Here is a 21,420-nt window from a genome sequence, read left to right on the forward strand (position 1 = left end):
AACAAATAATCAGTTGCGCAAAAATCAAATCATCATGAAAACAAAAACTACTTTTGCTTTACTGGCATTTGCCTTACTCGTGTCTGCAAATTTCAAAATGCTTCAGGCTCAAACCCCTGGCTCAGTAGAAATGGGCCCGCAGTATGCAAATGAAGTTTTTTACTCTGTTACAAACGGAGTGGTTAAAACATCTCCCCGCAATTTGTGGGATATTGCATTCCACACAAATGCATTCAGCGCTGGAATCATCATCAACGATGGAGCAGGCGTTGAATTATATACTTATCCCAAAGCGGCCAATGATGGTTGGGATAATTTTGATACAACCGGCATGACAGGTTGGACAAAAATGTATAACGATGCTTCTGATTGGGAAAACGGAGCTTTTGACCGCAATCAGAAAGGACATCCTGATTATGGTTGGGGCGTATATAGTATGACCACCCACGATGTTGTTGGCGATTCGCTTTTTTTGATCAAAACTCCTGACGGGATTTATCGCAAGTTAAATATCATCCGCAAAGTTTCAACACAAAATCAGTACCAGATAAGGTTCGCATTACTTGATGGACAGCAGGATCAGACCGTGAGCATTGACGTAAATCCACAGAACGACAGGGTGTTTCTAGCTTATTCATTTGCCAACGGTATTGTTGATCGCGAACCTTTGGCTTCCGAATGGGATATGTTGTTTACAAAATATGTTGGGGTGGTGCAAAATACACCTTACCCGGTTGTTGGTGTGTTGCTTAATCCCGAGGTTAATACTGCCCGGTTGGCACAAACCGACCCTGCATTTGCAGATTGGAGCAATCTTGATTTTGAAACCGGTCGGGATGTGATTGGCTACGACTGGAAATATTTTGATATGAATTCATTTCAATATGTTGTTGAAGATTCATTGTTGTATTTTGTAAAAGCATTGGACGGAGGAGTCTATAAACTGGTTTTTGACGGTTTTACAGGTTCCTCAACCGGTATTTCATCTTTTAATACTACATTACTTTCTTCATTAAGTGTTGAGGAAGATGTGGCAGCTGGCTTGAAAGTATATCCCAATCCTGCTTCTGATTTTATTCAGATGACCTTCAGCAAAGATTTAGGTCAAAAAACAGCCGTTTTATATGACCTCAGCGGAAAGCTGCTTCGTTCATGGAATCTGGGCAGTGGAATGTCAGCACAGATTGAGGTCAATGGAATTAATCCCGGGCTGTATTTGCTGCAATTGAATGGCAATAACTCAGTTATTAATACTAAGGTTATCATAAAATAATGACAAAATTCCTGAGGTTTATTTTATTGTCAGGGCTATTGTTGAGTGTGTTTTTATCACACGGGCAAAGGGCAGAGTTACGCGTGCTTGATGGTTCATCAGGAAAGCCGGTGCCTTTTGCTCATGTTAAAATTTCAACAGTCGGCTCTTTACAATCAAAATACTATGTGAGTGATACTGCTGGTTATACAGGTTATACGATCAGTGTTCCAAGTATAATCGCAGTATCATACATTGGTTTTAAACCATATGTTGATACAATAAGCCCGGGAAAATCTGCGGATATAAAACTTGAGCCTGCTGTCATTACCTTTGATGAGATGGTTGTTACTGCTCAGTATAGTCCAGTAAGCGCTGATCGCTCCATATACCGCATCAATGTTATCAATTCGATGCAAATTCAAAAAAGGGCAGCTTATGATTTGGCTGGCTTGCTCAGAAATCAGATGAATGTCAGACTTTCGCAGGATGGCGCGTTGGGCACAGGAATGAGCCTGCAGGGACTGTCTGGTGAAAATGTGAAAATTTTAATTGATGGGGTGCCTGTTATTGGTCGTTTAAATGGAGTTATTGACCTTACGCAGGTTAATTTGCAGCAGGCTAAACAGGTTGAGGTTATTGAAGGGCCAATGTCGGTTATTTATGGCAGCAATGCACTTGCAGGTGTTATCAATATTATTCCCAAAGATAACACTGGCAATCGTTCCTCTGCCAATGCTTCTGCCTATACCGAATCGGTTGGAGTTTATAATTTTGAAGGTGGAATTGGTATTGGACGGGGTATTCACGGTTTTTCATTCCAGGCAGGCCGAAACTTTTTTGATGGTTTCCAGGGAGTAAGAACAGGACGTGAAATGGAATGGAAACCACGGCGTCAGTTTAATGCAGATATGGATTATAACCTGAGTCTGAAAAAAGTATCCTTTAAAACCCGTTTCAGTCTTTTTGATGAGTTATTGCTCAGCAAAGGCGATTTGCTGCCCCCTTATTTTGAAAAGGCGTTTGACAGCCATTTTAATACACAGCGCTACACAGCAAAAGTAAGTCTACAAACAAAGGGTTGTAATAATTTTTCAGCAAGTAATTCCTACTCTTATTACAGGCGCACCCGCTCGCTCTATTATAACGATCTTACAATTCTTGAAAGTAACAATGTTGATAAAGACACCACCATCTTTGGTGCCTGGATGTCGAGGGGAATGTATACATATCGTGGAACAACCGGATTGCTCGGTTTTCAGGCAGGTTATGACCTGAATGCTGAGTGGGCCGGAGGCGAAAGAATAGGCGGCGATACCCGCAGTATTACTGATTTGGCTGCTTTTTTTAGTATGCAGTATCAACCGATTGAAAAATTATCAATTCAGCCGGGCTTCAGAGTGGCATACAATTCAAAATACAATACTCCTCTGATTTATGCGCTGCATATTAAGACCGAGCCGTTAAAAGGAGCAAGCATCAGGGCTTCATGGTCAGCAGGTTTCAGAGCTCCTTCAATTAAAGAATTATACCTTTATTTTGTTGATGTAAATCACAATATCGAAGGTAATCCTGCCCTGAAACCTGAAGAATCAAAGCATTTACAGGTGCAGATTTCGCAGAAAGTGGAGCATGCTGGTTTTGTTGTTGGAGGCGAGCTGAACCTGTTTGTGAATAATATCAACAATATTATTACGCTGGCCGAAAGTGGCTCAGGTACTTATACATACATTAATGTTGACCACTATCGTACCAGGGGTTATTCTCTTATGATGCGCACGTCTATATTTCCTTCGGTCGATTTCAGGGTTGGATACGGACGTACCGGAAAATCCAATTCATTTGGGATAGCCGGAAGTGAATCGGATTTCAGATGGTCACCCGAAGTAACTTCTGAATTAACATTCAGACCCAAAAAAACCGGACTTAGCTTTTCAGCATTTTATAAATATACAGGTAAAATGCCGCGGTTTTTTGTGGATGAGCAGGGTTTGATTTCTGAGGGACAGGTTGATGATTACCATAATCTTGATATGAGCATTCTCAAGTCATTTTATCATGATCGTTTGACTGTTACGCTCGGAGCTAAAAATCTGTTTGATATTACGAGTATAACCGCTACCGGCACTGATGGTGGAATTCACTCAGGTGGAGGAAGCAGTGTTCCGGTGGCCTGGGGCAGAACTTTCTTTGCAAAAATTAACTTTTCAATCTGGCGCAATGATAAAAAGGAATAGGTTCGTCCTGATGTTGGGCATTTCTGTTGTTTTGCTGACCTCCTGCTTTAAAGAGGATGAAAAGGTGGTGCCTGCCCGGCCCGGTGATGTGACAACCAAAGTGATTGAACTGCTGCCTGATTATAGCTATCAGGTTTATTTTAAATTGTCAACGAATGAAGAAACGGGCAGAAATCTGAAAGATATCTGGGATATTAGTCTGACTACAACAGCCGATGATTATACACTTTTTCTGAACTCTTCGCGATTTGTTAAAATTGCACACACTGAATCAGATAACTTTGATGTAACTTACTCTACCGAAGGCTTTGTATGGCAGTTTGATGAATCAACCGGTAATCCCCTGGGAAATGCTATAGGAAAATGGTGGACTGATGGGCCTGACGGCCCTGTGAGTCTCAACGAAGTTTTGTTGGTTGATAAAGGGATTGATGCAGATGGGCTACCGGCTGGCTTTCTGAAAATTCAGCCTCAGCTTAATCCATTAACCAAAGTTGTTAGTATCAGAATAGCTAACCTCAATGGATCTGATGAGCGAATATTCAGTTTTAATAAAATTGAAGGATTCAGAGTTGTTTCTATGTCGTTTGATAATGGTCAGAATGAAATTCAACCTGAACCTCCGGCTGAATCATGGGATCTTGTTTTTACGCAATATACAACGCTGCTTTTTACTGATACCGGTGAACCATATCCCTATTTGGTTACGGGTGTGCTCATAAATGATACACTGGTTTCAGCAGTGATGGATTCTATTACACCTTTTGAAACAATTACCCGCGAGTTTGCTGATGGTTTGATCTTTTCAACGCAAAAAGATGTAATTGGTTATGACTGGAAAAAAGTGATTGGTGATGTAACTTCAGGAAATGTTACTTATTCTGCCATCCCCAAAATGGTTTACATTATTAAAGATGCTGATGGTTTTTATTATAAACTGAGATTTGTGGATTTTTATAATAATCTCGGTCAGAAAGGTTATCCAACGTTTGAATATCAGAAGTTGTGACTCTGATATAAATTTTGTTTGTGAAAGTGGAAAAAGCCCGGCGTGTTTGTGAGCCGGGATTTTTTTTGCCCGATTCTTTCATAACCCCGGGAGGTCAATTGAATAAATGTGATGAGAGCAAATGCTTATTTTACTTGACTCTTTTTGTTTAGTACATCGGAAATTATTTTTTATTTTGCTGAAATCAAAGCAGATAGCCTATGGACAATGCCTCTCTTTTGTGACCTTCGATCAGCACTTTTCTAATGGTTTCATGAAGTTTTTCCAGTTTAGCGTCTTCGGTAAGAACAGGATGGTCAAGAATGATGCTGACGTCATTTCGTTGAGCGGCCATTTTTAGTTCATGGTCAGTAGGAGGGAACTCGACAGAGCCCAGGCGGCCCAACTCATTGCCGGTTAGCACGGGGCTGAAGCGAAGGTTATAAGGAAGGGCATCGATTCCAATGGCTGGCTTTTGCAGGGGTTTTTCTACTTCAAATAGGGCATTTCCGTGGGCTCTAACATAATAGTCGCCACCCATTCGCCCGATGAGGTCAATGGCGGGTGTATTGATTTGGCCGTCAACAGTCAAAAAATTTTCATTTACATGCACCAGCAAAACTTCGCAGATGACCAGATTTGCTGCTCCACCGCCCTGGCCTGTTTCAATAATATTACGTACGCGACACTCCCACTGCACCGGCGATTCTTTCACCCTGAATGGTTTTACTTTTTCGGAAGGCAGGGCTGTAAATCCAGCTTTCTCAAATTCATTTACCCCTTTTGCAAATTCGGTGCTTGCCAGACTTACCTGCTCAACCATACTGAAAGTTACCGCATTGATAACCACTTCCGGAACTTCTTTCAGATTTTCAAAAGTGTCTTTCGTCGTATTGTCGCGCCCACGCCGTGACGGGCTGAAAATAATCGTACTGGGATTCACCCCAAAAGCATTAAAGAAACTGAAGGGCGATAGATTAGGGCGGCCTTCCTTGTCAATGGTACTGGCAAATGCAATTGGACGGGGTGCAATAGCGCCCAGCATCAGCTTATGAAGGGCTGAATGCGGGATTTTTGTCGGATCAAATGATTTGTACATAGTTAAGTTGGCTTTAAATGCTTGCCTTTCATCAGGTAATTGGCTATTGTCACCTGGCTTTGGAAATGAATTTTGATTCCGTGGTTGGTAAATTTCAGAAAAGCTGTTGTTAAATTGAAGTGTTATTCTTTTGCTGGCAGAATTTTGGTTACACATTCACCAAACCCGATTCTAAGCCCGTCCTTTTCGCAAAATCCTCTGATAATTGTCGTGTCATTGTCATGAATAAATTTGCGCACACTTCCGTCGCTCAAAGTTATCGGATTTGCCCCTTTCCATGTTAGTTCCATCATTGAACCATAAGAACCTGGTTCTGGTCCGCTGATAGTACCGGAGGCATATAAATCTCCGACTGAAATATTACAACCATTAATGGTATGATGTGCCAGCTGCTGACAGATATTCCAGTACATATATTTGAAATTTGACCTGCAAACGGTATTTTCTTGTCCGTTCTCGGGTTTGATGATGACTTCAAGGTTGATGTCAAAGTTTCTCAAACCTTCGGTTTTCAGATAGGGCAACACATCGGGCTCCTGAACAGGGCCTTTTACTCTGAAAGGCTCTAATGCATCAAGGCTGACAATCCAGGGCGATACAATTGAACCGAAATTTTTTGAAAGAAAGGGTCCCAGTGGCGCATACTCCCAGGCTTGAATATCACGGGCCGATAAATCATTAAATAGTAAAAAGCCAAAAATATTCTCTTCAGCTTTTTCGGTAGTGATACTTTCGCCCGCTTGGGTTGTAGAGCCTACCACAAATGCAACTTCGAGTTCAAAGTCAAGCATTTTGCTGGGGCCAAATGCCGGAGAAACTGCCCCTTGTGGCATGGTTTGCCCTTTGGGCCGGTGAATATTTGTACCAGAAACAAAAATAGAGGACGCTCTGCCGTGATATCCAACCGGCAGGTGACGCCAATTGGGTAACAAAGCGTTTTCCGGATCACGCAGCATTTTACCAATATTGGTTGCATGCTCAATACTCGAATAAAAGTCAGTGTAATCCGTAACTTTTACTGGCATTAGCATTTCAGAATCTTCAGATGGAATTACAATCAATCGTCTGAGCCCTTGTTTGTCGCGGAGTTCCGGATTGTTTTCCTGAAAAATTTCTATTATTCTGTTTCTTACGGCTCTCCAGGCGTTTTGCCCCATGGCAATAAAGTCATTGAGTGTATTCTGCCTGAATTTGGTTGCTAAATGCAGATGTGTAGGCAGGAAATAACCCAGCCGTTCAAGAGCAGCCAGGTCAATAATAAAATCACCAATTCTGGTTACTGCTGTTATTGCACCGTCTTTATGTCGGGCAATTCCAAATGGTATGTTTTGAATCGGGAAATCACTTTTGCTGTCAACCTCAATCCACGATTTGAGTTCCGGGTTTGTTTTTGAAATCATCTCTTGTTTTGAATAAAAATGTCATGACTACTGAATGGAATAAAACTGTAAGCTTCAGAGCTGGTTTTTATCGGGATTTTAAAGTGTTCCTCTTTTGCTCTGCTCCAGTTCAATGGCTTCAAATAGTGCTTTAAAGTTTCCTTTGCCGAAAGATTTTGCGCCTTTCCGCTGAATTATTTCATAAAATACCGTCGGCCGGTCTTCCACAGGTTTTGTAAATATTTGCAGCAGGTATCCTTCGTCGTCTCTGTCAACTAAAATTCCCAGGTTTTTTAGCGATAGAATTTCTTCGTCAATTTTACCAACCCGATTCAATACGGTTTCGTAGTATGAGTCAGGAACAGAAAGAAATTCAATGCCACGTTTACGCAACTCCGAAACAGTGTCCAGGATATTGTCAGTAGCCATAGCCACATGCTGAACCCCGCTTGTTCCATAAAAATCAAGGTATTCTTCAACCTGGGAGCGTTTTTTTCCCTCAGCCGGCTCATTGATCGGAAACTTAATCCTGCCATTGCCATTGCTCATAACCTTGCTCATGAGCGCAGTGTATTCTGTAGAGATATCTTTATCGTCAAAAGAAACCAATTGGTTGAATCCCATTGTATTGGCGTAAAAATTGACCCATTTATTCATTTCGCCCCATCCTACATTGCCTACCATATGATCAATATATTTGAGCCCGGTTTCCTTCGTTTTATATTCTGGTTTCCAGGCTGTATAGCCTGGCAAAAAAGGTCCATTGTAATTCCTGCGCTCAACAAAAACATGCACAGTTTCGCCATAAGTGTGTATTCCTGAACGTACTACTTCTCCATTGGCATCTTTTTCAACAACAGGCTCAAAATATGATTCAGCGCCTCGCGAAGTTGTTTCTTTCCATGATTTGCGCGCATCATCCACCCATAAAGCAACTACTTTAATGCCATCGCCGTGATTTTTGACATGTTGTGCAATTTCACTGTCGGGTATGAGTGAGGAGGTGAATACAAATCTGATTTTGTCTTGTATGAGCACATATGAGGTGCGGTCTTTCAGACCCGTTTCCAATCCGGCATAGGCCAATGGCTGAAACCCAAACGCTGTTTGGTAATAAAACGCAGCCTGCTTGGCATTGCCAACGTAAAATTCTACGTAATCAGTGCCGTTAAGCGGCAGAAAGTCTTCTTTTAAAGTCATTGGTTTGTGAGGTTTAAATGAATCGTATCTATGTTTTTGTGAATGTCAGCTTTTCAAACTGAATAAAATGCCGTTCTTTTATTGTTGAGCGGTGAAGTGAATGAAAACTATGGAGCCCACGATTTAAAATACTCAGGATCTTCAATTTCCATGGCCTGTTTGGTTAGCCATAAAGGCCGGAAGGTATCAACCATTACAGCCAGTTCCTTTGTCTCTTTGGCTCCCAGGCTTTTTTCCACTGTTCCGGGATGTGGCCCGTGTGGAATGCCTATCGGATGCAGGGTAATTTGACCACGATCAACATGTTTGCGACTCATAAAATCACCATCAACATAATAGAGTACTTCATCGGAGTCGACATTGCTGTGATTGTAGGGCACTGGGATTGATTGTGGATGATAGTCGTATAACCTCGGTACAAATGCACACATTACATAGTTGTGAGCTTCAAAAGTTTGATGAACAGGGGGCGGTTGGTGAATACGACCCGTAATAGGCTCAAAATCATGGATGGAAAGCGCATACGGATAATGATATCCATCCCAGCCAATTACATCAAATGGATGACTGGCAAAATGGTAAGGGAATATCTGGTGCTCTTTCTTAATCATTACTACAAAATCACCCTTTTCATCATGTGTTTCCAGGTTGCATGGTTTTCTTATGTCGCGTTCGCAAAAAGGAGCATGTTCTTCGAGCTGCCCAAGTTTATTGACATATCTTTTGGGAAATCTGATGGGCGTATATGATTCCACAATAAAGAGCCGGTTGTCAGGCGTATCAAAATGCAGTTGGTAAATAATGCCACGGGGAATGATAAGATGATCGCCATAGCTGAATGTGATTTCTCCATACATGCTTTTTAGCTTTCCTGAACCTTCATGTATAAAAATCATCTCACTCGCCTGAGAATTTTTAAAGAAATATTTTTCCATTGATTTTGTCGGCGATGCCAGAATTATACTGAGATCGTGGTTTACCATTACGGGTACCCGGCTTTGAAGATAATCATCCGTAGGCTTAACTTTAAATCCCTGGAAACTGCGATGTTGCATGTTGTTTTGTATGGCAATTTCCGGTTTTACATCAATAGGTGGTTCTATTTTAATTACCTGAGTAGGGGGGTAAACATGGTATGTGAGCGAGTAGGCATCTGAAAACCCTTCAGTCGAAACCAGTTGTTCAGCATACAGGCTGCCGTCAGGTTTGCGAAACTGTGTATGCCGTTTTGGCGGAATTTGTCCTAGCTTGTGATAATGAGGCATTGTTCTGATGTTTTTTTATGTTCCCTTGTTTTCTAAAATTAGGGAACTTATCTAAGTCTTTTTAAACAATCAGATGGGACTATTGTTCAGTCATTGTCAGCCTGAAAAGCTTATTTTTACTGCGTTTTTTAAATATTTATATATAGAATTCCCGAATCTGATTATGTTGCCTTCTGATTCATCTGATTGGTAGTTTTATTCACTTTTTGACTTCTCTGATTAAAGGTGAACAAAAAGAAAAGGCCGGATAATTCCGGCCTTTTTATGTGTAGTCTTCAATTGTTATTTTTTAATGATTATTTTTCTGATGAATTCATTGTGATTCAATGGTTTAATCTTGAAAAAATATACTCCGTCGGGCAGTGAATTCAACCGGGCTTTAACCTTAGAGATAGGGTTGGTGATTTGGGCATCGTAAACTTTCTTTCCGGCCAGGTTTACAACTTCTACAGCTTCAAATATAACTGATTCTGGCGATGCTGATTCCAGATAAACAATGCCTGTGGAAGGGTTCGGATAGATGACAATTCCAATTTGATCATGGGTGATTATTCCTACCTGCAGTTCAAAGTGAGCCACAAGCTCCCGGCTACTGTTAACCTGAAAAGAATAAACAGGATTGGTTGATACCGGGTTTCCGTTTTCTTCCCAACTCACAAACATATAACCATTGTTTTCAAAAGCTTCAATAGTAGCCGTTTCCCCTTCATTGTAATATCCTTCTCCGTTTGTATATCCGCCATTTTCGGGGTTGGCATTCAGTTTAATAAAGTATTGCTGAATGGTAAAGTTAGCTACCAACGTCCGGTTTGCATTTACTGTGAAGGTATAACTGGCCGAAGTTGAAACAGGATTTCCGTTTTCAGTCCAGTTGACGAAGTTATAACCATTGGCTGGTGAAGCTGTGACAGTGGCCTGGGCGCCTGCAACATAGGTGCCTCCGCCTGCAGTGTTGCCACCTGAAGCAGGACTGGACAAGGTGGTGATGGTATATTCAATTGTTTCTTCAGTAAAGTTAGCTACCAGCGTTCTGTTTGCATTTACTGTGAAGGTATAACTGGCCGAAGTTGAGACGGGATTTCCGTTTTCAGTCCAGTTAACGAAGTTATAACCGTTGGCTGGTGAAGCTGTGACAGTGGCCTGAGCGCCGGCAACATAGGTGCCTCCGCCTGCAGTGTTGCCACCTGAAGCAGGACTGGACAAGGTGGTGATGGTGTATTCAATTGTTTCTTCAGTAAAGTTAGCTACCAGTGTCCGGTTTGCATTTACTGTGAAGGTATAACTGGCCGAAGTTGAAACAGGATTTCCGTTTTCAGTCCAGTTGACGAAGTTATAACCATTGGCTGGTGAAGCTGTGACAGTGGCCTGGGCGCCGGCAACATAGGTGCCTCCGCCTGCAGTGTTGCCACCTGAAGCAGGACTGGACAAGGTGGTGATGGTGTATTCAATTGTTTCTTCAGTAAAGTTAGCTACCAGTGTCCGGTTTGCATTTACTGTGAAGGTATAACTGGCCGAAGTTGAAACAGGATTTCCGTTTTCAGTCCAGTTGACGAAGTTATAACCATTGGCTGGTGAAGCTGTGACAGTGGCCTGGGCGCCGGCAACATAGGTGCCTCCGCCTGCAGTGTTGCCACCTGAAGCAGGACTGGACAAGGTGGTGATGGTGTATTCAATTGTTTCTTCAGTAAAGTTAGCTACCAGTGTCCGGTTTGTATTTACTGTGAAGGTATAACTGGCCGAAGTTGAGACGGGATTTCCGTTTTCAGTCCAGTTAACGAAGTTATAACCATTGGCTGGTGAAGCTGTGACAGTGGCCTGGGCGCCGGCAACATAGGTGCCTCCGCCTGTAGTGTTGCCACCTGAAGCAGGACTGGACAAGGTGGTGATGGTGTATTCAATTGTTTCTTCAGTAAAGTTAGCTACCAGTGTCCGGTTTGCATTTACTGTGAAGGTATAACTGGCCGAAGTTGAAACAGGATTTCCGTTTTCAGTCCAGTTAACGAAGTTATAACCGTTGGCTGGTGAAGCTGTGACAGTGGCCTGGGCGCCAAAGTTGTAACTTCCGCCACCCGAAGTTGTGCCGCCGGCCGTGGGGCTTGAGGAGGTTGAAACCGTGAATTGCTGAATGGTAAAGTTAGCTACCAGTGTCCGGTTTGCATTTACTGTGAAGGTATAACTGGCCGAAGTTGAAACAGGATTTCCGTTTTCAGTCCAGTTGACGAAGTTATAACCATTGGCTGGTGAAGCTGTGACAGTGGCCTGGGCGCCAAAGTTGTAACTTCCGCCACCCGAAGTTGTGCCGCCGGCCGTGGGGCTTGAGGAGGTTGAAACCGTGAATTGCTGAATGGTAAAGTTAGCTACCAGTGTCCGGTTTGCATTTACTGTGAAAGTATAACTGGCCGAAGTTGAAACAGGATTTCCGTTTTCAGTCCAGTTAACGAAGTTATAACCGTTGGCTGGTGAAGCTGTGACAGTGGCCTGGGCGCCAAAGTTGTAACTTCCGCCACCCGAAGTTGTGCCGCCGGCCGTGGGGCTTGAGGAGGTTGACACCGTGAATTGCTGAATGGCAAAGTTAGCTACCAGTGTCCGGTTTGCATTTACTGTGAAAGTATAACTGGCCGAAGTTGAAACGGTGTTTCCGTTTTCAGTCCAGTTAATGAAGTTATAACCATTGGCTGGTGAAGCTGTAACAGTGGCCTGAGCGCCAAAGTTGTAACTTCCACCACCCGAAGTTGTGCCGCCAGCCATGGGGCTTGAGGAGGTTGAAACCGTGAATTGCTGAATGGTAAAGTTAGCTACCAGTGTTCGGTTTGCATTTACAGTGAAGGTATAACTGGCCGAAGTTGAAACAGGATTTCCGTTTTCAGTCCAGTTAATGAAGTTATAACCATTGGCTGGCGAAGCTGTAACAGTGGCCTGAGCGCCTTGATTATAATTACCTCCACCACTTGTACTTCCGCCTGCAGTTGGGTTTGAAGAGGTTGTTATCTGGTATGATGTAACTGCGGCAGCTGAAACGGATACATTATCAATATACCAGTAGTCATATTGATAAAGATTTCCTTCAATAGTAAAGGCAATATAAGTTGAAGCCGAGTTTAAGTTGTTTTGTATGGTGGTGTTTACCAGGTAAGGGCCTACATTGCTGTTGGAGGATGTTGCCAAAGACCATGCTTCATCAGTCCAGTTTGTTCCATCAGAGCTGGATTGAACTTTAAGGGTTGCACCTGCGCCATAATCGTCAAGCATATGCCTGAAACTCAGGTTGAGACTTGAAACTCCTGTAGTGTTTAAAGGCAGGGAAACCAATCTGGTGGTTGCAGGGTTTTTATCCTGATAGGTTGACATCATTTCATTGGCTGTGCCTCCGGCATTGGATGTGTTTGATATGGTCCAGTTTGGTGATACGTTTGAACCGGAAACCTGCTGTGTCCAGCATGCCGGGAATATTTGTTCATTAAACGATTGAGTATAGGGCAGGTTTGTTATACCGCAATCGGTAGTAGCATAAGCTGTTAATCCGTTTGAATATGTATTTGTTCCGTCAACAGACCAAAGTTTGTAATAATAGGTGGTAGCCTGTGATAGCGAAGTATGATTGAAACTGGTGCCACTGCCCGCATATATAACGGTTCCTCCGCCAGGGATTGTTGCGCCTGCGGTATATCCTGTTCCCGTTACAGGAATTCCAAAGGTAGGTGTGGTGCTGTATGCCAGCACAACATTGTTGTTAGCGCTGTTTTTTTGCCAGTTCAGGTTAATCTGGCTTCCTGATACGCTGTTTGCAGCAAGGCTTATGGGGTTTGTAACGTAGCTGATGCCAATGGTAAATGAAATGGTGTTGTCTGCTGCAGTTACATTGTAGATGTTTAATCCTCCGGCGCTGCCATCCTGAAGAAAAGAGGATGGGTTGGTTCCATCGTTGATGGCTGTACGTCCTGAACCGGCAGAGAAATATGCAGAAGATGTGGTTCCATTTACAGCAGTGGTTCCATTGGGCCTGTAAATATATACTTCGTCAGGAGGGCCGCTTGCATTTCCATTGTAAGCTGGATCAATGCGGTAAACAATTAATCCGCTTCCCGGTAAGTTAGATTCAAATGTGCCGGTCGTTTTTCTGTATTCAACAACAAAATATTGAGATGTTGAATTAGGCGAAATAATCTTGTAGCAGTTGTTGGTTGATGATGTTAATGGATTAAGGGTATATGTTCCTGAGGTGGTGATTTCCGGAATTGAGCTTATCCATGAATTATTGGTGTATTTCCATTTCATGTAAGCACCCATGTGTCCACCCCCTGATTCCATTAAATCCCATGAAGAAACAGGTGCTATATTCAAACCGCCATCATCATAATGATATAAATCAGGTGCGCCTAAAGCATGGAACATTTCATGGCATAATGTTCTTACATTGACCTGCGTTTCAGGTTGAAACGTGTAATCATAAACACGTTTGCCGTTAATGTATACATTTTCAGTGTAAAGAGCCCAGCGGTGAGCCCATAACAGGCTGGCCCAGGCGCCGTTCCCTCCTCTGATAATAAAGCAAACGTTGTCTACTTTGTTATCATTGTCGCCATCAATATTGAGCCCGGCAGGAACAGGAGAGTTGGCATTAATCCAGGTAATGGCATCTTTTAAAAGCGTGTGCTCGCGGGTAGTACGTTCAGTACTTCCATTATAACCTGCGGGATTGGTTGTGGCGTTATAGGGCTCAAAATAATTGCGTGCGTGCGTGTCGGTGTATGAATAGTTTGTTGTAAGCGCGCAATCAGGATAATGAGTTGAGCCTATGGTAAACTGTGTGTAAGAGACTTCGTTAAAATATGATTTTAGTGAGTTGCCGGTTGGCTGGTTAAACAAATTGTCATATGTCTGACGGGTAGTTGTAAATTCTGAATCATCTGAAAATTTGATATAAACGACCAGATTGTTCATGGTTCCAAGGTGAGGGGCCCTGGTTGAAGTGTTGGCTTCTTTAGTTAAAAGTTCCTTTCGGCTGAAATATTCTGCTCTTGAAATCTTTGCCCATCTTTTTAATCCAACCGCTTCGGGGTTCACCTGGTTTACTTTGAAACTTGATGGTACTACTATGCCCTTTTCTTCAATTCCATAGTAATAATAGCCGTCCTCAGCCTGAATAATGGTAAATCCTTCTGAATCATGCAGCCAGTTAAAAAATTCGTCACCCGATACAAAACAATCGATGACAGTTCCGTCTGGCTGAGTTATCTGGTAAGGCTGATCTTTAACGTAGGCTCCGAATATGTTTGATGACAGCAATAGTGTTGAAAAAACAAGTAAAAGGAAGAACTTTTTCATGGAAATTTATTTTTTTTGAATGTGCTTTATGTTGTAAAAAGCTCAATGTTGTTGTATTATTTAATTGCAATTAAAGGTAAAAAGTAATCATAAAATTGCAGGCTTTGAGCAAAAACTTGGTTGGAATCTTTTGGTGTGTAATTGTTTGAAGTTTGACTTTTGTTTGATCTTTAACCGAAAACCCGGTTTTCAGGTAATGGCCTGGCCTGAATGATGATAAATGATGATATGAGTGCTCATCTCAAATGGCAGTTGTATTTCCGAATGTTACTTTTTTACAACTACTTTAATTGTTGCTTCATTCAGGGTGTTTGAATTTAATCTTACAAAGTAGATTCCATTGGGGTGGTTGGAAAAGTCGATGCTGGTTTTTTGCCCTGAGATGACTGAACTTTGGTTGAAGATATGCTGTTTTTTTGCGTTGTAAACAACTATGTTTTCAATCAAACAACCGGGGTATTGTATTGATTCAATATTGAGAAGTCCCTGGGTTGGGTTGGGGTATGCTATGAAATTTTCGTTGACACCATGGTTTGAAAGGGCTGCAGGTTCAAACACCGCGGTAAGATTTCTGTCACTTTGTACAGAAAACGAAAAAGTGGCTTCCTCTGATATTTTCTCGCCATTTTCAGTCCAGCATACGAATTTGAATCCACTATTGGCATATGCCATCGCTATTGCATTTTCGCCCCTGGTGTATTGTTGGCTGCCTGTTGTATATCCTTTTATGTCAGAATCGGCATTGGCTGAGATGTTGTATAATCGGGTAAAATTTGCAACCAGCACATGGTCTGAATCGACAATAAAGCGATAGTTATTATTGGTTGATACCACACGGCCGCTTTCGCTCCAATATAAAAAGGTCCAGCCTTCATTAGGCTGAGCAGTAATGTTTGCCGTGTTTCCGTAATTGTAAATGCCACCTCCAGTGGTTGTTCCGCAGCTATCGTTGTTTGTTAGAGCCGAAATGTTGAATTCGGATAAGCTAAAGTTTGCTGTTATTTCACGGTTGCAGTCTGCTGATATGGTAATTTTAGGGTCAGTGGCAATTACAGCCCCGTTTTCAGACCAACAGTTGAATTTGTATCCTGAATTTGCGGCTGCCACCAACTTAACAGATGTTCCGAAATTGTATGTACCGGTTCCTGAAACGATGCCTCCCTGATCGGGACTGGCGGAAGATGCAACATTTACCTGTTGCATTGAAAGGGCTGATACTGTTATGTCATCGATATACCAATAATTGTACTGCGAAAGATCTCCTTCAACAGTAAAAGCCAGATACCATTGCGGAGATGAAGGATTTGTTGCAATGGAGGTGTTAACCTGTGTTGGCAATGAAATGGCAGCCGATGATGTTTCTATCGACCATGAGCCGTTGGTCCAGTTTATTCCATCGGCGCTTGATTGGATTTTTAAAATAGCTCCGGGGCCATAATCATTCAATAAATATTTGAAACAAACAGATAGCTCTGTAACTCCTAAAGTATTTATGGCAGGCGAAACAAGCCGGGTAAATGCCTGACTTCTGTTTTGCCAGGTTGATTTTATTTCGTTGGCATTGCCGTTTGTGTTATTGGTAACTGATACTTCCCAGTTGCCCGAAATGTCAGTCCCTGAGGTTTGTTGGGTCCAGCATAAAGGGAAAATGTTTTCTGAGAATGATTCGGAAAATGGTAATGTTACAACAGTACAATGTGTACTTGCAGAAACAGTTACGCCTGAAGAGTAAGAAATGGTGCTGTCGGCAGACCAAAGTTTGTAATAATAAACGGTGGAAGGTAAAAGAGAATCATGATCAAAATCTGAGAGGTGACCTGAATAAATAACTTCACCTCCTCCGGGCAACGTGCTCCCTGCTGGGTAAATGTGTCCTTCTTCAGGTTGGCCAAAATCAGGTGAATTATGATAAGCCAGCAGTACTCTGTCTTCCTGGTTTTTTTTCTGCCACGATAACTCTATCTGTTCTTCTGTAATGGCATTTGCCATAAATTGAACAGGGTTTTGGATTGGGTTAAAGTCAACGCTGAACGAAATGGTGTTGCCGGCTTCTGATATATTATATACATTCAATCCGCTTATATTTCCGTTCTGAAGAAATGCAGCAGGATTTGTTTCATCATTCAGGGTTGTACGTCCTGCCTGTTGCGAAAAATATGCATTCCATGGCTCGCCGTTTGTAGTATTTGTGCCGTTGGGCCTGAAAATATATAATTCGTCAGGTGGCCCGTCAGTATTTCCTTCAATTAGCGGATTAACCCTGTAGACAATAAGCCCTGAACCGGGTCTGCTGCCTTCAAAAGTACCTGTTGAACGGCGGTATTCCAGTACGAAGTATTCAACTGAAGAGTAGGGGGAGGCAATTTTGTAGCAATTGTTGGCAGGTGAAGTGAGCGGAGAAAGCGTATAAGTTCCTGATTCAGTAATTTCAGGAATTGATTCAATCCAGGACTGATTTGTGTATTTCCATTTCATGTATGAGGTCATATGACCACTGCCATTGGCCATGATGTCATATTCATAAACAGGTGATATGTCAGCTCCGTCGTCATGATAGTGGTACAAATCAGGTGCTCCGAGCGTATGAAACATCTCATGGCAAATTGTAGTGACAGAAGCTTGTGATTCAGGCACAAATATGTAATTCCAAACCTGTTTGTTATTCATGTAAACATTAAACGAGCCTAATGCCCATTTGTGTGACCATAGTAAACCTGACCAGACGCTGTTATTGCCTCTGACAATGAAGCTGATATTGTCAATTTTCCCATCGTCATCACTGTCGATATTAAGATTTGCCGGAACTGGTGAATTTGTATTCAACCATTCCACTGCATCTTTCACCAATGTGTGCTCGCGCAGTCGCCTGTCGGGCTCGTCGGTGTATCCTGATGGGTTTGTTGTGGCGTTGTATGGCTCAAAATAACTGCGAGGGTGTGCGTCTGTATAGGATTGGTTGGCCATTGCATCGCTTTCGGGCAAATGCGTTGAGTGAATTGTTAGTTTAGAATAGGAAACTTCGTGAAAGTATGATTTGAGTGAGTTCCCTTCGGGAAGATTGAATTTGTTGTCGTAATCCTGGCGCGGTATGATAAAGTCCGTATCGTCGGAGAATTTCAGGTAAATAACAATGTTGTTGAATGCTCCAGTAGATAACCCGCTGGCCGAACGGCTGTTGCCATCATTAAATAAAGCTCTTTTACTGTTGTACCTCTCCTTTGAAATTCTGACTCCTTTCCTGATTCCGGTGGTGTTCGGATCGACTGTATTTACCCTGTAAGGAGAAGCGACAACCATGCCGTTTTCTGAAATACCATAATAATAATAGCCATCGCTGGCCTGAACAATGGTAAATCCATCCTTGTCCTCAAGAAAATTGTAATACTCATCCCCTGAAGCATAGCACTCTATTTTGCTCCCGTCAGGTTGATAAACCTGAACGGCCTGTTTGCTCACTGAAACACCAAATGTGGATGTGGTGATAAGGAGTTCTGCAAGGCAAATAAGGAGTAAGAGCCTTTTCATGTCAGAGGTAAATTGTTGACTGTATAAATTATTTACTTAAAATCAAGGAAAATGTTTAACAATAATGGTAAAAAATCGAAAAAGTAATGGGTTAGAGTTATTAAATTTTACACAAAATTTTCTTGGTGTATAAATAATTTACAATTTGATAAAATAATCCTAAGGGCATGTTAATTATTTGGTTATAAACAGGGAAGAGTTTAATAGACCTTGCATTAAACAGGTTTGAAGATTCGAAGAGCTCACGGTTTATTCAGGATGGAAGGGGTGTAGGTATAAGAATGATAAGTTTATGAATGACGTGAGATTATTAGCCGATGAAATAATTCATCTGCACGGTTATTTTAGCATTATTTGGCAGGCAGGCGACGTTAACCGGCTATTATAAAAATATAGTGATGTTGATTTTAAGGGATAGAATTGGCGGGTTTTACCACTTTTTAAAAATAAAAAATACTGCCATAACGATGAATGCAAAGCCCACCAGGTAATTCCATTTAAGTGGTTCTTTCAAAAACAGGACAGAAAATGCTGCAAAAACAAGCAAGGTAATTACTTCCTGAATGGTTTTTAGCTGTGCAACGGAAAAGGTGCCATGTCCGATGCGGTTGGCCGGAACCATCAGCATATATTCGAAAAGAGCTATACTCCAACTAATTAATATAACTTTCCAAAGAGCAGCTTCTTTAAATTTTAGGTGGCCATACCAGGCAAATGTCATAAATACATTAGAAGCAATCAGTAATAAGACAGTTCTCATAAGACAGTTGAAAATTTTGGCAAATTTAGCGATTAGGTTTGCCCTGTTTCGTTATGTGCTTGATTATTTATAAGAGAAAACTTGCCTTTAATCTTTATTTTTGCCACTTAATTGATATAATCTGAAAATGAAAAAGGAAGAAATAATTGCAACATTCGACCCCAGTGCAGCAGCTTCGGGTATTACCGGGATTTTTGGCTTGCCTTTCAATGCTGAACAGTCTGATATCATTATTATTCCTGTTCCGTGGGAAGTAACTGTAAGCTATGGCTCAGGAACAGGAGATGGGCCGCTGGCCATGAATGAAGCTTCAACACAAATAGACCTGCATCATCATAATTATCCTGAACTGTGGAAAAGAGGCATCTTTTTGGATGAGTATCCCATGGAGATTGCTTTGATGGGGAAACAGGCGAAAGCGAATGCTCAGAAAGTTATTGAAGCCATTGAGGATGGAATTGACCCTCAAAAGAATCAGGAACTTACAGAAGTTCTCAATCAGGTAAATAACGCCTGTATTCAAATGAATAACTGGGTTAAAAATAGAGCAGCTTATTGGAAAAATCAGGGGAAAATGGTGGGCCTGATCGGAGGAGACCATAGTATTCCTCTTGGTTATATTCAGTTGCAGGGAGAGCATCATGCTGATTTTGGTATCCTTCATCTCGATGCTCATATGGATTTAAGAAGGGCTTTTGAAGGGTTTACATATTCTCATGCTTCCATCTTTTACAATGCACTTGAAACTGTGCCGCAAATCAGTAAACTGGTTCAAATAGGCATCAGAGATTACTGCCTGCAGGAGAATGAATTGTGTGCAGATAACCCTGAAAAAATTGCGGTTTATTTCGACAGGGAAATCAGAAGAAGGCTGTTTACCGGTGAAAACTGGCATCAGCTATGTCTCGAAATAGTAAGCAGGCTTCCTCAAAAGGTTCATATTTCCATTGATATTGACGGTTTGGATCCTAAACTATGTCCGAACACTGGTACGCCGGTTCCCGGTGGGCTTGATTTTGAAGAGTTGATGCATCTGCTGAATGTGTTGAAAGCTAGCGGAAAGGAAATTATTGGTTTTGACCTTTGTGAAGTTGCTCCGGGTGCTGATAGCTGGGATGGCAATGTCGGAGCCAGGGTGCTTTATCAGCTTTGCGGAACTATGGCTGGCTGATAAGTTGTAACTTATCATATCTGTTCCTGTTTTGGGTGTTTTTTTTTAATTAAAAATTATTCAGCCTTTTTGTTTCCGGTGATTTTATTTTGATTTACATTTGTTTCGTCATTCGACGAAATGCGAAATGTTATGGACAAAGCTAAGATTTATTCCGACGAACAATATAAAATAGCCCGTTTTGCCAAGGCTTTATCGCATCCGGTGCGGGTTTATATACTTAACTATATTGCCAGTAATACCAAAACCTGCTGTTACAGCGGCGATTTGCATGAAAATCTCGATATTGCTCGTTCAACTTTGTCTGAACATCTCAAAGAATTGAAAGCCGCCGGATTGATTCAGGGGGAGATTAACCCTCCCTATATTAAATATTGTATCAACAAGGAGAACTGGGCTTTTGCTGAATCGCTTTTCCGTAATTTTTTTAAGGAATAGCCTGTTTGCCTTTATATTTTGTATCAATAACCTTTAAATATTAAATCAATGGAAATTAAAGTTTTAGGTCCTGGCTGCCAAAAATGTAAAGCCCTCGAAAAAGCAACCCGTGAAGTGGTTGAAGAGAACAAAATCGATGCAACTGTGACTAAAGTTGACGATATCATGGAAATAATGAAATTTGGAGTGATGACCACTCCCGCATTGGTGGTTGATGGAAAGGTAGTCGTGAAAGGCCGTGTTCCTTCTAATGATGAAATTGCAAAGTTTATTCTGGGTTAACTTCAAGCGATAAAGGATGAAAAATTTAAGTTTTTTTGGCGTATTACTGATATGTATTTCGCTGATTTCGTGTAATAACTCCGGTGTTAAAACAGAGGGTGATGCTATGGCAACTGTCAAAGACCGGGCAGGGGTGCAAGTGTACTATTTTCATTACTCACGCAGGTGTGCTACCTGTAATGCCGTGGAAGACGTAACCAGAAGTGTTTTAGATGAATTTTACCCTGATAAACTTAAAAATGGGGAAATTTCATTTCAGTCAATTAATCTGGAAGAAAAGGACGGGGAGGAGCTTGGCAATAGGTTAAAAATTGCCGGGCAGGCATTGATTATCCTGAAGGACACTTTACAAACTGATTTGACCGAACCCGGGTTTATGTATGCTCTTAGTGAGCCTGATAAACTTAAAGCTGAGATTAAGTCAACTATTGATGCAGCCCTGAAATAGTAAAGATCACAGCTTTGTCAATGGTTTTCCCGGTTTTAAGAGATAAAATTT

Annotated in this window: 14 protein-coding genes; 7 read left to right on the forward strand and 7 right to left on the reverse strand. The window is 41.7% G+C overall.

What is annotated here, in order from left to right:
* Positions 1-34 precede the first annotated feature (34 nt).
* Genes H6541_10440 through H6541_10450 form a run of 3 tightly spaced genes read left to right on the forward strand, consistent with a single transcriptional unit; the run spans position 35 to position 4,498 of the window.
* Positions 35-1,273 carry a T9SS type A sorting domain-containing protein gene (locus H6541_10440; GenBank protein ID MCB9016202.1) on the forward strand — a complete coding sequence of 413 codons (1,239 nt, stop codon included), beginning with the start codon at positions 35-37 and terminating at the stop codon, positions 1,271-1,273.
* Entirely contained in the window at positions 1,273-3,489 is a 2,217-nt protein-coding gene (locus H6541_10445; protein ID MCB9016203.1) for a TonB-dependent receptor, read from the forward strand. The genes H6541_10440 and H6541_10445 overlap by 1 nt, the downstream gene beginning before the upstream one ends.
* Positions 3,473-4,498 (forward strand): HmuY family protein, encoded by a 1,026-nt coding sequence (locus H6541_10450; GenBank protein ID MCB9016204.1) that lies wholly within the window; start codon positions 3,473-3,475, stop codon positions 4,496-4,498. Before H6541_10445 ends, H6541_10450 begins: the two co-directional genes overlap by 17 nt.
* Before the next feature lie 184 nt (positions 4,499-4,682).
* Here H6541_10450 and H6541_10455 read toward each other — a convergent pair whose 3' ends face one another.
* The 7 genes from H6541_10455 to H6541_10485 form a co-directional block, all read right to left on the reverse strand.
* Positions 4,683-5,576, reverse strand: a complete 894-nt coding sequence (locus H6541_10455) for a flavin reductase family protein (GenBank protein MCB9016205.1) — start codon at positions 5,574-5,576, stop codon at positions 4,683-4,685.
* A gap of 122 nt (positions 5,577-5,698) precedes the next feature.
* Complete coding sequence (fahA, locus tag H6541_10460) at positions 5,699-6,976, reverse strand: fumarylacetoacetase (GenBank protein MCB9016206.1); 1,278 nt, start codon at positions 6,974-6,976, stop codon at positions 5,699-5,701.
* Between the two features lie 78 nt (positions 6,977-7,054).
* Entirely contained in the window at positions 7,055-8,155 is a 1,101-nt protein-coding gene (hppD, locus tag H6541_10465) for a 4-hydroxyphenylpyruvate dioxygenase (GenBank protein MCB9016207.1), read from the reverse strand.
* A 107-nt stretch (positions 8,156-8,262) separates the two neighbouring features.
* Positions 8,263-9,420 carry a homogentisate 1,2-dioxygenase gene (locus H6541_10470; GenBank protein MCB9016208.1) on the reverse strand — a complete coding sequence of 386 codons (1,158 nt, stop codon included), beginning with the start codon at positions 9,418-9,420 and terminating at the stop codon, positions 8,263-8,265.
* Between the two features lie 282 nt (positions 9,421-9,702).
* A complete protein-coding gene (locus H6541_10475; protein ID MCB9016209.1) occupies positions 9,703-14,745 on the reverse strand; it encodes a M6 family metalloprotease domain-containing protein in 5,043 nt (1,680 codons plus the stop codon).
* A gap of 267 nt (positions 14,746-15,012) precedes the next feature.
* Positions 15,013-18,270 (reverse strand): M6 family metalloprotease domain-containing protein, encoded by a 3,258-nt coding sequence (locus H6541_10480; protein MCB9016210.1) that lies wholly within the window; start codon positions 18,268-18,270, stop codon positions 15,013-15,015.
* A 430-nt stretch (positions 18,271-18,700) separates the two neighbouring features.
* Entirely contained in the window at positions 18,701-19,030 is a 330-nt protein-coding gene (locus H6541_10485) for a DMT family protein (GenBank protein ID MCB9016211.1), read from the reverse strand.
* A 127-nt stretch (positions 19,031-19,157) separates the two neighbouring features.
* Between H6541_10485 and H6541_10490 the strand changes: the two genes are divergently transcribed.
* From H6541_10490 to H6541_10505, 4 genes are all read left to right on the forward strand, one after another.
* Positions 19,158-20,201, forward strand: coding sequence for an agmatinase family protein (locus H6541_10490; GenBank protein ID MCB9016212.1), 1,044 nt, complete (start codon positions 19,158-19,160; stop codon positions 20,199-20,201).
* Positions 20,202-20,333: 132 nt separating this feature from the next.
* Positions 20,334-20,639 (forward strand): helix-turn-helix transcriptional regulator, encoded by a 306-nt coding sequence (locus H6541_10495; GenBank protein ID MCB9016213.1) that lies wholly within the window; start codon positions 20,334-20,336, stop codon positions 20,637-20,639.
* 48 nt (positions 20,640-20,687) lie between these two features.
* Positions 20,688-20,921 (forward strand): TM0996/MTH895 family glutaredoxin-like protein, encoded by a 234-nt coding sequence (locus H6541_10500; protein ID MCB9016214.1) that lies wholly within the window; start codon positions 20,688-20,690, stop codon positions 20,919-20,921.
* A gap of 16 nt (positions 20,922-20,937) precedes the next feature.
* Positions 20,938-21,369, forward strand: a complete 432-nt coding sequence (locus tag H6541_10505; GenBank protein MCB9016215.1) for a hypothetical protein — start codon at positions 20,938-20,940, stop codon at positions 21,367-21,369.
* The last annotated feature ends 51 nt before the right edge of the window (positions 21,370-21,420 follow it).

Source organism: Lentimicrobiaceae bacterium (genome assembly GCA_020636745.1).
Taxonomy (GTDB): domain Bacteria; phylum Bacteroidota; class Bacteroidia; order Bacteroidales; family Lentimicrobiaceae; genus Lentimicrobium.

What these genes read in the sequence shown, in the direction of transcription:
- H6541_10440 (MCB9016202.1), top strand. Translation starts at nt 35, where the DNA reads ATGAAAACAAAAACTACTTTTGCTTTACTGGCATTTGCCTTACTCGTG.
- H6541_10455 (MCB9016205.1), bottom strand. Translation starts at nt 5,576, where the DNA reads ATGTACAAATCATTTGATCCGACAAAAATCCCGCATTCAGCCCTTCAT.
- H6541_10475 (MCB9016209.1), bottom strand. Translation starts at nt 14,745, where the DNA reads ATGAAAAAGTTCTTCCTTTTACTTGTTTTTTCAACACTATTGCTGTCA.
- H6541_10500 (MCB9016214.1), top strand. Translation starts at nt 20,688, where the DNA reads ATGGAAATTAAAGTTTTAGGTCCTGGCTGCCAAAAATGTAAAGCCCTC.
- H6541_10445 (MCB9016203.1), top strand. Translation starts at nt 1,273, where the DNA reads ATGACAAAATTCCTGAGGTTTATTTTATTGTCAGGGCTATTGTTGAGT.
- H6541_10490 (MCB9016212.1), top strand. Translation starts at nt 19,158, where the DNA reads ATGAAAAAGGAAGAAATAATTGCAACATTCGACCCCAGTGCAGCAGCT.
- H6541_10495 (MCB9016213.1), top strand. Translation starts at nt 20,334, where the DNA reads ATGGACAAAGCTAAGATTTATTCCGACGAACAATATAAAATAGCCCGT.
- H6541_10450 (MCB9016204.1), top strand. Translation starts at nt 3,473, where the DNA reads ATGATAAAAAGGAATAGGTTCGTCCTGATGTTGGGCATTTCTGTTGTT.
- H6541_10480 (MCB9016210.1), bottom strand. Translation starts at nt 18,270, where the DNA reads ATGAAAAGGCTCTTACTCCTTATTTGCCTTGCAGAACTCCTTATCACC.
- H6541_10470 (MCB9016208.1), bottom strand. Translation starts at nt 9,420, where the DNA reads ATGCCTCATTATCACAAGCTAGGACAAATTCCGCCAAAACGGCATACA.
- H6541_10505 (MCB9016215.1), top strand. Translation starts at nt 20,938, where the DNA reads ATGAAAAATTTAAGTTTTTTTGGCGTATTACTGATATGTATTTCGCTG.
- fahA (MCB9016206.1), bottom strand. Translation starts at nt 6,976, where the DNA reads ATGATTTCAAAAACAAACCCGGAACTCAAATCGTGGATTGAGGTTGAC.
- H6541_10485 (MCB9016211.1), bottom strand. Translation starts at nt 19,030, where the DNA reads ATGAGAACTGTCTTATTACTGATTGCTTCTAATGTATTTATGACATTT.
- hppD (MCB9016207.1), bottom strand. Translation starts at nt 8,155, where the DNA reads ATGACTTTAAAAGAAGACTTTCTGCCGCTTAACGGCACTGATTACGTA.